This is a genomic window from Streptomyces sp. CNB091, from assembly GCF_000377965.1.
The window spans coordinates 219,824-234,061 of the sequence record NZ_KB898998.1 but is presented as its reverse complement, the minus strand read 5'-3'; the positions used below and the strand labels follow the sequence as shown (position 1 = coordinate 234,061).

10 protein-coding genes, 2 tRNA genes and 1 pseudogene are annotated in these 14,238 nt (G+C 71.6%); 6 read left to right on the top strand and 7 right to left on the bottom strand.

Going from position 1 to position 14,238, the window contains the following annotated elements:
• Nucleotides 1-133: 133 nt before the first annotated feature.
• From D581_RS0117805 to D581_RS0117795, 3 genes are all read left to right on the top strand, one after another.
• Nucleotides 134-892: an IclR family transcriptional regulator gene (locus D581_RS0117805; RefSeq protein WP_018958569.1), complete on the top strand. Its 759-nt coding sequence runs from the start codon at nucleotides 134-136 to the stop codon at nucleotides 890-892.
• A gap of 89 nt (nucleotides 893-981) precedes the next feature.
• On the top strand, nucleotides 982-1,557 hold the full coding sequence (locus D581_RS0117800; protein ID WP_026290623.1) for a hypothetical protein: 576 nt from the start codon (nucleotides 982-984) through the stop codon (nucleotides 1,555-1,557).
• Between the two features lie 100 nt (nucleotides 1,558-1,657).
• Nucleotides 1,658-1,731 (top strand) — tRNA-Lys (locus D581_RS0117795).
• A gap of 123 nt (nucleotides 1,732-1,854) precedes the next feature.
• Here D581_RS0117795 and D581_RS1000000139785 read toward each other — a convergent pair.
• The 4 genes and pseudogenes from D581_RS1000000139785 to D581_RS0117775 all read right to left on the bottom strand — a co-directional run.
• Nucleotides 1,855-2,397, bottom strand: a pseudogene (locus tag D581_RS1000000139785) (AMP-binding protein); the annotation flags it as partial.
• Nucleotides 2,398-2,423: 26 nt separating this feature from the next.
• Nucleotides 2,424-3,014, bottom strand: coding sequence for a lytic polysaccharide monooxygenase auxiliary activity family 9 protein (locus D581_RS0117785; RefSeq protein ID WP_026290621.1), 591 nt, complete (start codon nucleotides 3,012-3,014; stop codon nucleotides 2,424-2,426).
• A 237-nt stretch (nucleotides 3,015-3,251) separates the two neighbouring features.
• Nucleotides 3,252-5,327, bottom strand: a complete 2,076-nt coding sequence (locus D581_RS0117780; RefSeq protein WP_018958565.1) for an SPFH domain-containing protein — start codon at nucleotides 5,325-5,327, stop codon at nucleotides 3,252-3,254.
• Between the two features lie 29 nt (nucleotides 5,328-5,356).
• Nucleotides 5,357-6,646 (bottom strand): peptidoglycan-binding protein, encoded by a 1,290-nt coding sequence (locus D581_RS0117775; protein ID WP_018958564.1) that lies wholly within the window; start codon nucleotides 6,644-6,646, stop codon nucleotides 5,357-5,359.
• Between the two features lie 192 nt (nucleotides 6,647-6,838).
• Here D581_RS0117775 and D581_RS0117770 point away from each other — a divergent pair.
• The 3 genes from D581_RS0117770 to glxA all read left to right on the top strand — a co-directional run bounded on the left by D581_RS0117770 (nucleotide 6,839) and on the right by glxA (nucleotide 11,321).
• Nucleotides 6,839-6,912: transfer RNA gene (locus tag D581_RS0117770), tRNA-Lys, on the top strand.
• Between the two features lie 546 nt (nucleotides 6,913-7,458).
• A complete protein-coding gene (locus D581_RS0117765) occupies nucleotides 7,459-9,387 on the top strand; it encodes a glycosyltransferase family 2 protein (protein ID WP_018958563.1) in 1,929 nt (642 codons plus the stop codon).
• The gene (gene glxA, locus D581_RS0117760; RefSeq protein WP_018958562.1) at nucleotides 9,384-11,321 is read left to right on the top strand and encodes a radical copper oxidase GlxA; all 1,938 of its coding nucleotides are present in this window, start codon (nucleotides 9,384-9,386) and stop codon (nucleotides 11,319-11,321) included. Before D581_RS0117765 ends, glxA begins: the two co-directional genes overlap by 4 nt.
• A 102-nt stretch (nucleotides 11,322-11,423) precedes the next feature.
• Here glxA and D581_RS0117755 read toward each other — a convergent pair whose 3' ends face one another.
• The 3 genes from D581_RS0117755 to D581_RS0117745 form a co-directional block, all read right to left on the bottom strand.
• On the bottom strand, nucleotides 11,424-12,470 hold the full coding sequence (locus tag D581_RS0117755) for a glycoside hydrolase family 6 protein (protein WP_018958561.1): 1,047 nt from the start codon (nucleotides 12,468-12,470) through the stop codon (nucleotides 11,424-11,426).
• A gap of 431 nt (nucleotides 12,471-12,901) precedes the next feature.
• A complete protein-coding gene (locus D581_RS0117750; protein ID WP_026290620.1) occupies nucleotides 12,902-13,636 on the bottom strand; it encodes a class F sortase in 735 nt (244 codons plus the stop codon).
• A 1-nt stretch (nucleotide 13,637) separates the two neighbouring features.
• Nucleotides 13,638-14,204: a hypothetical protein gene (locus D581_RS0117745; protein WP_018958559.1), complete on the bottom strand. Its 567-nt coding sequence runs from the start codon at nucleotides 14,202-14,204 to the stop codon at nucleotides 13,638-13,640.
• Nucleotides 14,205-14,238 lie beyond the last annotated feature (34 nt).

The following is a 14,238-nucleotide window of genomic DNA, read 5'->3' as shown; positions in this document are numbered from 1 at the left end:
TATGCCAGACGGGTGCGCCCCAGCTGACAGCTCCGGGGCGCACCCACTGACTCGTCAACTGCCGCCCCGTACGGGGGTTCCGGCGGCTATCGTGGGGCGAAAGCTTGCGGTCACAACCTGGTAGGGGGGCACCGTGGCGTTGAAGCCCGAGCCGACCGCGCCGTTCCACTCGGTGCAGTACGCCCTGCGCGTGCTCGAAACGGTTTCCCAGCACGGCACCGGCGTGACCGATGCCCAGATCTCCCGCGAGACGGGGCTGCCCATCGGCCACCTCGCCTCCCTGCTCCTCACCCTGCGCCGCGAGGGTTACGTGGAGCAGATCAGCGACGGGGCGTACGTCATCGGCGCCTCGCTGCTGCTGCTCGGCTCCGGGGCGGCCCGCCGCCAGGCCCTGGAGGACCGCCTCCAGCACGTCCTGGCCGAGCTGCGCGACTCCGTCGGCGCCGCGGTCTATCTCAGCCGGTATGTCGACGGCGAGGTCAGCGTGACCCAGGTCGCGGACGGGCCGCTGACACCGGCGGTCAACGAGTGGGTGGACTTCCGCTCCTCCGCGCACGCCAGCGCGGTCGGCAAGTGCCTGCTGTCCCAGCTCGACCACGACGGGCGGCGCGACCACCTCTCCCGCCACCGGACCGCCCGGCTCACCTCCCGGACGATCACCAACGAGAAGATCCTCTTCTCCCAGTTGGACGCCCAGTCCGCCACGGTCCCGGTGCTGGATCTCCAGGAGTACGCGGTGGGCACCGTCTGCGCGGCCGTGCCGCTGACGGCCGGCTCCGCCGCGGGCTGCCTCGCGCTGTCCCTGCCGATCGAGGACGCGCACCGGCTGCGGGAGGCGGCCGACATCCTCAGCCGCCGGGCGGCGCCGGTTCTGCTGTCGCTGGCGCTGTAGCGGCCGGGGGCCGGGGCGCGCCGTAGTGGCCGGACCGGTGCGCGCCGTACTGGCCGGGGGCGGTGCTCACGGGCGGTAGCGTCACCGCCATGTACGCACCGATTCCCGCGCTGAACCTCCTCAAGGAGTTCGAGGACGGCGTCGACGACTCCTTCGCGCCCGGCTTCGAGCTGATCGCCTTCGGCGAGGACGACGGTGGCTACCCGCGGCTCTCCGACCGGATCCGCCCCTTCGCCCAGGCCACCGGCTCCGGCTCGACGTACGCGATCTGGCTGCTGGACGACCGGGCCGACCTCGCCACGCTGCCCGTGCTCCTCCTGGGGGACGAGGGAGGCGTCCATGTCGTCGCCCGTGATCTGCCCGAGCTGCTGCGCGTCCTCGCCTCCGGCTGGTCCCCGATGTGCGGCTGGGACGACGTGGACTACTACGACGAGCGCGAGGAGGAGGGCGGGGACGAGGAGGAGGGCGGGGGCGAGGAGGGCGGGTACGACCCCTGCCCCCGGAACCCCGCGTTCCGGGCCTGGCTGCGCGAGCACTTCGGCCTGGAGGCCGCCGAGGACCCGAACGCGGTCGTCCGTACGGCCGGGGCCGAGCTGGGGGACGCCTTCGCCGCCTGGATCGGTCCGCTGGTCCCGGACGCGGTCGCCGCCCGGGGGACGGCGTAGGGGGCGCGGGGCGGCGGCCTCTCCCGGGGCCTCGGAGGGCGGGGCGACGAGGGGTGTCATCAGCACTCATCCGGACCGGGTATTATTTTCGAGTCAGCAGGCGCCGTTAGCTCAGTTGGTTAGAGCAGCTGACTCTTAATCAGCGGGTCCGGGGTTCGAGTCCCTGACGGCGCACGACACCCAGTGGGCGGCCTCCTTCACGGAGGCCGCCCACTGTGCTTTCTCCCTGGTCAGAGTGGTCTGGCGGGCTCGGCGTAGCGGGCGAGCGGGGCCTCCAGGCCCTCGGGCGTCGAGCGGCGCGGCGGAGAGGCGGGGGCGCAGCGCTGTCGCGGCTCCGGCGGCGAGGGCGGGGGGCCAGTCGGCGAGGACCGCGTTGCCGTGGAACATCGGCATGCGGATGTAGTGGACGTCGTCCGGCCGCACCCCGAAGTGTCCGGCGAGGAACGCGCCGGCTCCCGCGAGCCGGCCCTGGGTGCAGATCAGCTCCAGGCCGTCGAGAAGCGGCAGGTGGGCGCGCTCGGCGATCAGGACCGGAGCTTCGGTGTGCAGGATGTCGCGGGCCGGCTCGGGGCCGCGCCGGGTCGGGTTGATCCCCGCGACGGCGGCCCCGGCCAGGGCCGCCGCGCTGAGCCACAACGGGAACTCGGGGGTGTTGTCCAGCAGCAAGCCGAGGTGCGGCTCACCGCCTCACGGAAGAAGGTCCGCGAGGAGCGCCGCCCGTGCGGCGGCGCCCTCGACCACCTGGTGATGACTGAGCACGGTGGGGCCGTGCTTCAGGGCGGGCCGGTGGTCACCCCATTGACGTCGTACGAGCTCCGCGACGGTGCCGGTACCTCTCATGGCGCCGCACGGTAACTGAAGGAGCGTCAGAACTTGACGTCGGAGCAGGCGTAGAACGCGTTGGGGGTGTCCGCGACGTTCCAGACGGCGAGAATGATGTGCTTGCCGTTCTTCTGCGTGGGGATCGTGCCCTGGTGGGTCAGGGTGGACGGCGGCTGCTTGTTGCCGTACGGCACGGTCATGAAGGGCTGCGATTCGAGCGCGGCCCGGGTGAGCGGCTTGGTGGAGTCCCAGCCGTCCTTGGTGATGTAGTAGCGGAAGTCGCTGGTGGAGTGGCGGGCGGTGAACTGCCAGCGGAAGCTGTAGCCCTGTCCGCCGGTGACCTGGGTGGCGGGCCAGTTGCCGCCACGCGGGTCGTCGAGCTGGGCGAACTGCCCGTTGCCACCGGCGCAGATCTTGCCGTCCGCCGGTCCTGCCGCCGGGAAGCCCTTGAGCCCCTCGACGCTCTGCGGCTCCCACTGGATGTTGCCGCAGCCGGTCACCGTGCCGTTGGCACAGAGTTTCTGACGGCTGATCGGGGAGTCCGTGTAGCCGTGGCTGCTGGCGCTCGTGGTCGCGAGCACCGAGACGCCCGCTATCGCCAGACCGATCACGGCCGCGCTTGCCTTTTTCCGCATGGGCTGTCGCTCCTCTAGAACGTGGGGGAGGTTCCATGAGCATTGCTCGACTGCTGCGCGCTTGGTGCGTGTACGTGGTGCTGTGCATGCGAGGTACTGCGGTCTAGACCAAGTCTTAGATTATTGACGCGACGTGAACATGTCCAGACCAATGAGGGTCATATTCCAGCGGGTCGACGAACTGCCCCCGACCGCCGCCCCGACCCTCTCCGACCTCGCGCGGCCCTCCCCGCGCCCTCAGGCCCCGTCTCCTCCCCCGCTACGACCGGTATAGAAGGCGACGGTCAAGTCCTTGACAAGCGCCTTGCGTTCGTAGTCGTCGAGGTCGACGATGCCGCGCGTGGTGAGCCGGTTGACGGTGTCGTCGACCGCGTCCACCACGGACGTGAGCACGCTGTCCCGGTGCTTCGAGTCGATCGCGGCGATCCGCCGCCGCTGCATCGCCGCCGCGACCTCGGGGGCGTACTCGATGCCGGTCGGCTGCGCCGAGTAGATCTCGACGCCCACGGGTTCGCAGTCCGCCTTCAGCATCCGGGTCAGGGCGTCGCCGACCGCCTCCGCGTCGCGCAGGCTCGGGGCGTCCTCGTGGAACGCGTCGGCGGGCAGCTGGGAGAGGACCCGGGCCATCGCGGCCTCGACCTGCGCGCTCAGGTACGCCTCGTGGTCCTCGATGCCGAGGACGGCCCGGACCGTGTCCTCGATCCGCCACACCACGAGGACGACCACGCGCAACGCGGTGCCGTTCGCGTCGACGGCGGGCAGCGGTTCGCTGCGCCAGTGCCGCAGCCGTACGTCGACGCGGCGGCGCAGCAGCAGGGGTGAGACCCAGACGAGGCCGGTGCGCCGGACGCTGCCCCGGTAGTCGCCGAAGAGCGTCAGCACCCACGCGTACCCGACCCGGCCCCGGCCGAGCCCGCCGAGCGCGAGGAGCACCACGGTGGTGAGAACGGCGAGCAGGACCCAGGCGCCGAAGCCGATCCCGAGGTCGGCCCGGGGGGCGAGACCGACGGCCGTCTGCCAGGCGGCGGGCAGCGCGCCGCGCCACCACAGGACGGCCAGTCCGCCGGCGATTCCGGCCGCGCCGACGAGGAGGGCGGCGGAGCCGGGCAGGGCGGGGCCGGGCCGTTCGGCGAGGCGGGGGTCGGCGACCGGAGCGGGCCGGGTCGACGGCTGGACCCGCGTCTGCGACGAACGCGGCACGGGGGGCCGCAGGGTGGCGGGCGAGCGGTCGCCGGTGGCGGGGCGGCGGACGACGGCCGCGGGCAGCGCCGCCGCGGCGCCCGGCTCGCGCGACTCGGCCGGCCGCTCCTGGTCGTCGCGGAAGAGGAGGTGTACGGGGATGGAGGCGGTGGTCTCGTTGGCGATGACGGAGTGGCGGCGGCCGGGGTACGAGGGAGTCGCCGCGGCGGGGACGGGGGTCGCGGCGGCGGTCGGGGGCGCGGGCACCGGAAGGGATACGGGCACGGAGAACGTGGCGGAGGCGGCCCGGTCGCCGGAGGCCAGGTCCAGGACGAGGTCCAGCTCGGTGTCGGGCCCCGGGTCGTCCACGGGTCCCCTGACGGGGGCGTCCTGGGCCCCGCGTCCGACCGGGCCCGTCCCGGTGAGCCTCTTTCCGCCCTCGGGCTCGGCCCCGTAGGAGGGGTGCGGGGTCCACTCCGCCGAGGGTTCCGTCCTCAAACGCCGGACGGGCTTGAGATAGAGGTTCCCGTCGAGCGGCACGGGGGGCGCGGGGGTGGGGCGGTCCGGGGTGGTGGCCGGGGTCGGGCCGTCCGGGGCCGGGCCGAGGTGCAGGCTCACGCTCGGGGGTTCCGCGGCCGTCCGGGGCGGCGTGGGCGGGGTCTTGTCCGTTTCCGGCGGCGGGGACTTCTCCCCGGTGGGGCGGAAGAGCGGTGGCGGAAGCCTTTCGCCCGCCGGAAGAACACCGCCGCCCCCCGACGGCGGCGGAAGCTCGCCGTCCGTCGGCAGGACGCTGCCGCCCTCCGACAGCGGGGCGCTGCCACCGGCCGACGGGACAGCGCCCCCGCCCGCGCGGTCGGACAGCGGAGACGGCGGCCCGGCGTCCAGGGGCCGCGGAAGCTCTCCCGCCGGTGACCGGGAGTCCCCGCCCGCGCGGCCGGACAGCGGAGGCGGCGGCCCGGCGTCCAGGGGCGGCGGAGGGTCGGCCTCCGGCGGAAGGGCCTGGTCGACGGCCGGGCCGAAGAGCGGGGGCGGGGAGCCCTCGCCCGGTGGGGCGAAGAGGGACGGCGGGAGTTGGCCGTCCAGGGGGTGGGGGGTGAGGCTGGTCCGGGGAGTCTGGTCGTCGTTGGGGGTCACCGGTTACCGCTTCCTTTCCGTCACGTCCGTCACGCGAAGAGCCGGCGCCAGGTCTCCGGCCCCGGATAGCCGTCGGCCGCCCCGCCACGCCAGCCCTGGGCCCGCTGGAACGCCTCGACGTTGCGGCGGTCGGCCTCGGTCCAGCGCGGGTCGGGGCCCGACACGTAGTGCTTGCCGTATCCCTTCTTCACCAACTGTTCGCCGAGCCGGTCGACATGGCTGTTGGACTGACCCGGCTTGAAATAGCCGCGCCCGGGGAACGCGACGGCTGTATTCGGGCTGCCGCCCGCGCCGGGGGCCGGAATGTCCCGTCCGCCGCCGGTGGCCAGCAGGCGCCAGGTGTGCGGCCCCGGGAGGCCGTCCGCCTCCTCGCCCCGCCAGCCCTGCGCCCGCTGGAACGCCTGGGTCGCCCGCCGGTCGGCCGCACTCCACACGGGCCCGGGGCCGACCGCGTAGAAACGCCTGCCGCCCCGCTCGACCAGCATCCGCCCGAGCCGGGTCACGTACTCGTTGTCGACGCCGGGGCCGAACCGCTCGGCCCCGGGGAAGCCGGTGGACGATCCGGAGCCGGGCGATCCACCCGTGACCCCCTTGTACCGGTACGCCACGTAACGGTCGGAGTTGTTCCAGTACGCCAGGGGCGTCGACTGCTTCCGCGTCCGCGGGCGCGCCTGCTCGTAGGCGACGTAATGGGTGCGCGTGGCGTCGGTCCAGCCGCCGAAGATCGTGACGTGCGAGCCCTGGGAGGGGTCGGCCGGGTTGTGGAAGAGGAGGATGTCGCCGGGCTGGAGGTCGGCGCGGGCGATCCGGGTCCCGTAGGCGGCGAGGCTGCCGGTCCACTCGTTGCTGCCGAGGTTCCAGGCCATCGAGACATAGCCCGAGCAGTCCTGGCGGTAGCCGTCCGACCAGTACTTCTCCAGGCTGTACGGGACCTTCGCGCTCACCCACCGCTTGGCCCGGTCGATGATCTCGGCCCGGGTCGTCTTCGGTGCGGCCGATCCGGCGGACGGCGGGCCCGAAGCGCCGGTGCCCCGCAGCGGCCCCTGCTCACCCTGCGGGGTCGACGGTTCGGGGTCGGCGCCCCCGTCGGCGCGCGGGGGCCCGGGGACCTGCCCGGCCGCGGCCGCGCCCGCGGCTCCGCAGGAGAGCACCACCCCGGCGGCCGTGGCCAGCACCAGGGCGCGGCGTGCGCCGTGCGCGGCGGGGTGGCCGCCGCGCCGCGCCGGCAGGGCCCTCGCGGCGGAGCGCCGCCGCACGGCGCACCCCGCGCATCCGCAGTCGACAGCGGGTTCGTACTCCTCGAAGACCGGCACACTCATGCGATTCCCCTCCGCACTCGTCATTCGTCAAGATCTTTGGGCGCAGCCGCAACGGGCGTCAGTGTCTCAACTCTCCCGACATATCGCATTTTGACGGAACAAAGGAAAAAAACGACTATCTGACGGGGCGTGGCGGCCGATAAATGGTTCGGAGCACCCCTGGGAGTCGGGTAGAGTTCTCCAGGTCAGCAGGCGCCGTTAGCTCAGTTGGTTAGAGCAGCTGACTCTTAATCAGCGGGTCCGGGGTTCGAGTCCCTGACGGCGCACGCACAGTCAAAGCCCCCTCACGTTCAGTGAGGGGGCTTTGATCATTCCCCGCCCGGCGTCCGGTGACACCCGACGCCCGCGCGCACGCTCAGCTACGCACCCGACTCCGGACCGTCGCGGAGCGGTGACAGAGCGGTGGCGGGGCGGCGACAGAGGGAGAGCGAGCGCCGGTCTCCACTTCGTCACACCCCCTCCACAAGGTGTGGTCAAATCGTGCGCATGACCGACAAACAGCCTGTTTCACCCTTGCGATCCCGTTCGGTCTCGGACAATCTGTCTGAAGACCGTCAGGTCCAAAGCGGCTGCTGATTCGTACAGTTGGCGCAGCAGACTGTGACGTTCCGGTTGTCTGCGCCGCGGGGTGGAGTCCCGCTCAAGGGCGGACGCCGAGGGGGGCATCATGCAACCGGAAGGCTGCCGATCCATGTCTGTGGCGACGGTGGTCTGCCACCGTGTGCGTGCCCGGTGAAGAGCCGGGGACCCGCCGCGCACGAAGAGAGAGACCGAACAGGCACGCATCAGCATGCGTGCGGGGGGATGTACCCATGACGTCGACGCCGCCAGGCGACCGGCAGGAGAACGACGCTTCCCGGACGACGCAGCTCCGGATACCCGCGGGGCTGCGGACCGGCGCGGCACGGCGGCGTGCCAAGAAAGAGCTGCCGCGCTACGACTACGAGCACTACAGCCGGCTCGCCGGACCGCTGACGCAGCCCCCCGCGGGCAAGCCGTACAAGGTCCAGTACCGCTCGCTCATATCGCAGGAGCCGCACCGGGTGCGCGCGGCGCTCCTGCTCGGCGCGGCTCCCCTCGTCTCGCTCGCTCTCTTCGCCTGGCTGATGCAGCCCAGCCACTGGACGGACCGCGATCCGAACCTGGACAACGACCTCCTGCTGGTCCTCGACATCGTCATGCTGGTCTCGATCGGTCTGATCGAGCTGTTCCGCACGATGAACGTCCTGTCGAACGCGCACGCCACCCTGGTCGCCCGCGACCCGGTCCCGGTGATCCCGGAGTCCGGCACCAAGGTCGCCTTCCTCACCTCCTTCGTCCCCGGCAAGGAACCGCTGGCCATGGTGACGAAGACCCTGGAGGCGGCCGTAAGAATCCGCCACCGCGGTCTGATGCACGTGTGGCTGCTGGACGAGGGCGACGACCCCGCGGTCAAGGAGGTCTGCGCCCGGCTCGGCGTGCACCACTTCTCCCGCAAGGGCGTGGCGCACTGGAACCAGGCCAAGGGCCCGCACCGCGCCAAGACCAAGCACGGCAACTACAACGCCTGGCTGGACGCGCACGGCGGCGACTACGACTTCTTCGCCTCGGTCGACACCGACCACATCCCGATGGCGAACTACCTGGAGCGGATGCTCGGCTACTTCCGCGACCCGGACGTCGGCTTCGTCATCGGCCCGCAGGTCTACGGCAACTACGACACCTTCGTCACCAAGGCCGCCGAGTCGCAGCAGTTCCTCTTCCACGCCCTGATCCAGCGCGCGGGCAACCGCTACGGCTCGCCCATGTTCGTCGGCACCAGCAACGCGGTCCGCATCTCGGCGCTCAAGCAGATCGGCGGCCTGTACGACTCGATCACCGAGGACATGGCCACCGGCTTCGAGATCCACCGCCACCGCAACCCGGCCACGGGCAGGAAGTGGCGCTCGGTCTACACCCCGGACGTCCTGGCCGTCGGCGAGGGCCCGACCGCGTGGACGGACTTCTTCACCCAGCAGCTGCGCTGGTCCCGGGGCACCTACGAGACGATCATCGGGCAGTTCTGGAAGGGCTTCGGGACCATGCCGCCCGGCAAGCTCTTCAACTACACGATGATGATCATCTTCTATCCGATGTCGGCCATGAACTGGATCCTCGCGGCCCTCAGTTGCGCGCTGTTCCTCGGCATGGGCGCCTCCGGCGTCCAGATCGACCCGACGATCTGGATGATGCTGTACGGCAACGCCTCCGCGCTCCAGATCGGCCTGTACATCTGGAACCGCCGCCACAACGTCTCGCCGCACGAGCCCGAGGGCTCCGGCGGCCTGGCCGGCATGGCGATGTCCGCGCTCTCCGCGCCGATCTACGCCCGCTCGCTCATGGACGCGGTACTGCGCCGCAAGAGCTCGTTCGTGGTGACCCCCAAGGGCGACTCGTCCAGCCCGGACACCCTGTTCGGCACCTTCCGCATCCACCTGTTCTTCATCGTCGTCTTCGCCGCGTCGATCATCTCCTCGTTCTTCCTGGGCCACAGCCACCCCGCGATGGTCACCTGGGCCACGCTGGCGCTGCTGATCACCGCGGCGCCGATCATCGGCTGGCGGCACACGATCCGCGCGGAGAAGAAGAAGCGCCGGGCGGGCGGATCCCACCGCGGCGGAGGGCCGGCCCCACAGCCCCGCCCCGCACCCCTGCCCGGGGCGCCGGGCAACGACCAGACCATGCAGATCGCCCAGATCGCCCTTGGGGGACGTAAGAAATGAAGTACCGTCCGAGCCGCCGTACCCGCCGCCTGGCGATCAGTACGGCGGTGGTTCTCGCGCTCGCGGGGGCGAACGGGCCGTGGCTGTACCGCTTCAGCACCGAGCGCTACCACGAGTACAAGATCAACCAGCCGGAGTACAAGGCGGCCAACGGCCACTGGGACTTCCTGGACGTCCCCTCCGAGCACCGGATCAACACGATCCACGCCGCGCTGCTGCACACCGGCAAGGTGCTGCTCGTCGCGGGCTCCGGGAACAACCAGAAGAACTTCGACGCGAAGAGCTTCCGCTCGGTGCTGTGGGACCCGAAGACGAACGTCTTCAAGGACATCCCCACACCCGAGGACATGTTCTGCGCCGGGCACACCCAGCTGCCCGACGGCAAGCTCCTCATAGCCGGCGGCACCAAGCGCTACGAGAAGCTCCAGGGCGACGTCACCAAGGCCGGCGGCCTGATGATCGTCCACAACGAGAACCCGGACAAGCCGATCACCCTGCCCGCGGGCACCCGGTTCACCGGCAAGGAGAACGGCAAGACGTACGTCTCCAAGGACCCGGTGCTGGTGGAGAAGGCGAAGAAGGTCTTCGACAAGCAGACCGGCGCGTTCCTGCGCAACGATCCCGGGCTCGGCCGGATCTACGTCGAGGCGCAGAAGACCGGCAAGCAGTACGAGACCGGCACCGAGGACAACTACCGGGTCGCGGGCCTGTCCGGCTCGGACACCCGCAACGTCTACGGCATCGCGCAGAAGCTGGCCCTGGACAAGAAGGACTTCCAGGGGATCAAGGACGCCTTCGAGTTCGACCCGGTCGCGGAGAGGTACATACCCGTCGACCCGATGAACGAGGCCCGCTGGTACCCGACACTGACGACGCTGGAGGACGGCAAGGTCCTCGCGCTGTCGGGTCTCGACGAGATCGGGCAGATCGTCCCCGGCAAGGACGAGATCTACGACCCGGAGACCAAGGAGTGGGAGTACACCGGCATCGTCCGGAAGTTCCCCACCTATCCGGCGATCTTCCTGCTGAACGACGGCAAGCTCTTCTACTCCGGCTCCAACGCCGGGTACGGTCCGGCGGACGTGGGCCGTGACCCGGGCGTCTGGGACCTGTCGACGAACAAGTTCAAGAAGATCCCCGGGCTGAGCGACCCGGACCAGATGGAGACCTCGGCGACCGTGCGGCTGCCCCCGGCCCAGGACGAGAAGTTCATGGTGATCGGCGGCGGCGGGGTCGGCGAGTCGGAGGAGTCCAGCGAGAAGTCCCGGCTGGTCGACCTCCGGAAGAAGAACCCGGAGTTCACCGACGGGGCGTCCCTCTCCGAAGGCACCCGCTATCCCAGCGCCTCGCTGCTGCCCGACGACTCCCTGCTGGTCACCGGCGGCTCCAGCGACTACCGGGGGCGCGGCGGCTCGGACGTGCTCCAGGCCCGGCTCTACGACGCGAAGAGCGATACCTACAAGAAGGTGGCGGACCCCGCGGTCGGCCGGAACTACCACTCGGGCTCCCTGCTGCTGCCGGACGGCCGGGTCATGATCTTCGGCTCCGACTCGCTCTACTCCGACAAGGCCAACACCCGGCCCGGCGTCTTCGAGCAGCGCATCGAGATCTACACCCCTCCCTACCTCTACCGGGACTCCAAGCCGGAGCTGACGGCCGGGCCCAAGAAGATCGAGCGCGGCGGTACGGGCCTGTTCACCACCCAGCACGCCTCCTCGATCGCCTCCGCGAAGCTGATGCGGCCCTCGGCGGTCACCCATGTCACCGACACCGACCAGCGCACCATCGCGCTGGAGATGGAGAAGTCGGAGGACGGGATCACCGTCACCGTGCCGGAGAACCGGGCGCTGGTGCCGTCCGGTTGGTACATGCTGTTCGTCACCGACGACCAGGGCACCCCGTCCGAGGGCATGTGGGTGGAGGTGCCCGAGTAGGGCTGTCCCGACAGTCCTCAGGGCTCGTACGCACGTGGCGGGGCCGTGTCCGGGAGGAGCTGTTCCTCTGTCCCTCCCGGACACGGCCTTCGTCGTGTCCGGCTACTTCGTGGCGCCGGCAAGGCCCAGGGCGTACTCCGGCCACCAGGCGCCGGCCTTCGGACCGCCCTTGCAGTCGCCGTCGGACTCGCCGGGTCGCTTGATCCACAGGTAGGCGTCGACCTGTTCGTCGCCGGTCCGCGTGGTCGGGGCCTCGCCCAGCGCGCGGCCCGGGGGGTTGCACCAGCTCTCGGCGGGGTCGCCGCCCGTGTAGGGGCCGTTGCCGTTGCGGCTGGTGTCGATGACGAAGGGCTTGTTGCCGATCTTCGCCGACAGCTTCTTGCCGAACTCCGTGGAGACGGCCGTCGTCTGGAAGTTGGAGACGTTCAGCGAGAAGCCGTCCGCCTCGGCGATCCCGGCCCGCTGGAGCGGCTGGTACAGGGCGTCGGGCGACTGCCAGCCCGCGTTGCCCGCGTCCAGGTAGACCTTGGTGGCGGGCTGCTGCTTCAGCCGCTGGATCGCGCCCTTGAGGAGGTCGTACCGCTCCTCGTGGAACTCCTGGGGGGTGCAGCCGTCGACCAGGTGGAGCAGGGCGTCCGGCTCCAGGATCACGGTGGCGCCGCGGTCCCCGATGCCCTTGGCGACGCCGTCCAGCCAGGCCCGGTAGGCGTTGCCGTCGGCGGCGCCGCCCTTGGAGAATTGGCCGCAGTCGCGGTGCGGGATGTTGTAGAGGACCAGCAGGGCGTCCCGGTCGACGGCGGCCGCCGCCTCGGTGACGCCCTTGACCTCGGCCTCGGGGTCGTCCGGGCCGATCCACTCGCCGACCGGCTGCCGCGCTATCTTCCGGATCAGCTCGGCGTTCTTCTCGTCGCCGTCCTCGCTGTACGCGGCGACCTGACGGGCCGCGTTGCCGTCGGGGTTGACCCAGTACGGATCCTTGTCCTTGGGCTGCTGCTCGACGGTCGGCGCGCTCTTCTTCTCGTCGCCCTCCCCGTCACCGGAGCATCCCGCCAGCAGCAGGGCCGCTCCGAGCGCCGCCGCCGTACCGGTCGTCCGCAGGCCCGCCGCGCGCCCGCGCGTCCGGGACCGGCCGGTGTAACTGCCGTACATCCACTCCCCCTTGGGTGCACTGCCTGCACTGTCGCTCACTGGGGACCGTCCCCGCACGCGCGGGGACCCCTGCTCACTGGTTGCACCGATGTGTGCTGCCGGTCCGATCCATCCTGGCACAGCCGCCGGGCACCCACGCTCCCACCCGTACAACGGTCACACCGGGGCACTGGTTCCGGACATCCTGTTCCAAAGCCGGTCATCCGTGCGGCGGTTCCCCCTACAGTGGCGGGCACCCCGGCCCGGGCCACCCCTCACCGCACCGACCTCCCGTACCGCGCCGGGCGACTCCCGCGGCCGGGCGCACGCGGTCGAGGACCGGCCCGGCCCGCACGCCCCGCGAGAGGCGGCCGGCCGGGCCGGGTTGACCGTGTGCCGCGCGACGTGTGGTGCGCGTGGTGCGTGGTGCGTGGTGCGCGTGGTACGTCGGGTCAGCCGCGGCTTCCGTGGCCCACGGCCTGTACGCGTTCCCCGCCCTCCCCGGCCTCCTGCGCGTCCTGCGCGTCCTGCGCGCCGGTGAGGTAGGCGGAGACGACCACGTTCGCCGTGTAGGAGCGGGTTTCGTGGTCGTACGTTCCGCCGCAGGTGATCAGCCGCAGCTCGGCCCGGCCGTCCTCTCGGGGTCCGTACGCCTTCCGCGCGTCGAAGCGTTCGCGGGTGACGAGCTGGACGTCGTCCACGGTGAACTCCGCGACGCTGCCGTCGGTCCGGGCGACCTCGATCCGGGCCCCCGGCTTCACCGCGCTCAGCCCGTAGAAGACCGCGGGCTTGGTGTCGGTGTCGACGTGGCCGACGAACAGGGCCGCGCCCTTCGCGCCCGGCCGGGTGCCGTCGCCGTACCAGCCGGCGGTCTTCGGCATGCCGTACGGGGGCGGGTCGATGGCCCCGTCCCGGTCGAGGCCGCGGGTGATGACGGGGGCCGAGATCCCCACGGAGGGGACCTCGACGCGTTCGGGGGCCGCCCCGTCGAGCGGTTCGTGGGCCGGGGGCAGCTCCGCCCCGAGGGGGCGGCCGACCGCGGCCACATCGCCGGTGGTGGGCCCCGACAGGCCGCCGAGCCCGCCGCCGGCCTCCCGGCCCCAGATCCACAGGCCGAGCAGCAGCACGGCCCAGGTCACTCCGGTGAGCAGTCGCCCGTTGCCTGCCGGGCGGTCCGGGGCTCCCATGTCAGCTGCCGGCCGGGCCGCGGCGCCGGCGCGAGGTGCGCAGGGCGACGGCGACGGCCGCGACGGCGGCGAGCACCAGACCGATCACCGCGTGCCGGGTGCCGGGGCCCTCGGCCTCGGTGGACCGTTCGGCCAGGGTGGCGGCGCCTCCGCCGCCCGCCTTGACGGGTGCGGCGGGCGAGGGGCGGTGGTGGTGGACGACGGTGAGGGTGCCGGTCGCCTTCCCCCGGCCGTCCTTGCACGTCACCCAGACGTCGTAGGAGCGGGGTTCGGCGTCGTCCCGGATCCGGGCCTCGGCGAAGAGGCCCTTGTCATCGGCGGGACGGAAACGGGCCTCCGCGGAGAAGGCGTCGGAGTTGCCGGTCGCCTCGCGGCCCTTGCCGCAGACATCGACCCACAGCTCCACCTTCCCGCCCGGGGCGATGGTGGACGGGGTGACCGAGACGGTGCCGGTGCGCCGGTCGTCGTCACCGGCCGGGGCGGCCGGGGACGCCAGAGCGGCGGGGGCGGGCACGGCTATGAGCACGGCCGCCGCTGCGGCACAGAACGTGAGGGGCATGGAACGCATCGTGAACCTCCTACGGGAAGGTTCACGCCTGCGG

Excerpts from the sequence above, each read along its gene's own strand:
- D581_RS0117750 (WP_026290620.1), bottom strand. The coding sequence starts at position 13,636 with ATGGGAGCCCCGGACCGCCCGGCAGGCAACGGGCGACTGCTCACCGGA.
- D581_RS0117765 (WP_018958563.1), top strand. The coding sequence starts at position 7,459 with ATGACGTCGACGCCGCCAGGCGACCGGCAGGAGAACGACGCTTCCCGG.
- D581_RS0117775 (WP_018958564.1), bottom strand. The coding sequence starts at position 6,646 with ATGAGTGTGCCGGTCTTCGAGGAGTACGAACCCGCTGTCGACTGCGGA.
- D581_RS0117745 (WP_018958559.1), bottom strand. The coding sequence starts at position 14,204 with ATGCGTTCCATGCCCCTCACGTTCTGTGCCGCAGCGGCGGCCGTGCTC.
- D581_RS0117755 (WP_018958561.1), bottom strand. The coding sequence starts at position 12,470 with ATGTACGGCAGTTACACCGGCCGGTCCCGGACGCGCGGGCGCGCGGCG.
- D581_RS0117785 (WP_026290621.1), bottom strand. The coding sequence starts at position 3,014 with ATGCGGAAAAAGGCAAGCGCGGCCGTGATCGGTCTGGCGATAGCGGGC.
- glxA (WP_018958562.1), top strand. The coding sequence starts at position 9,384 with ATGAAGTACCGTCCGAGCCGCCGTACCCGCCGCCTGGCGATCAGTACG.
- D581_RS0117800 (WP_026290623.1), top strand. The coding sequence starts at position 982 with ATGTACGCACCGATTCCCGCGCTGAACCTCCTCAAGGAGTTCGAGGAC.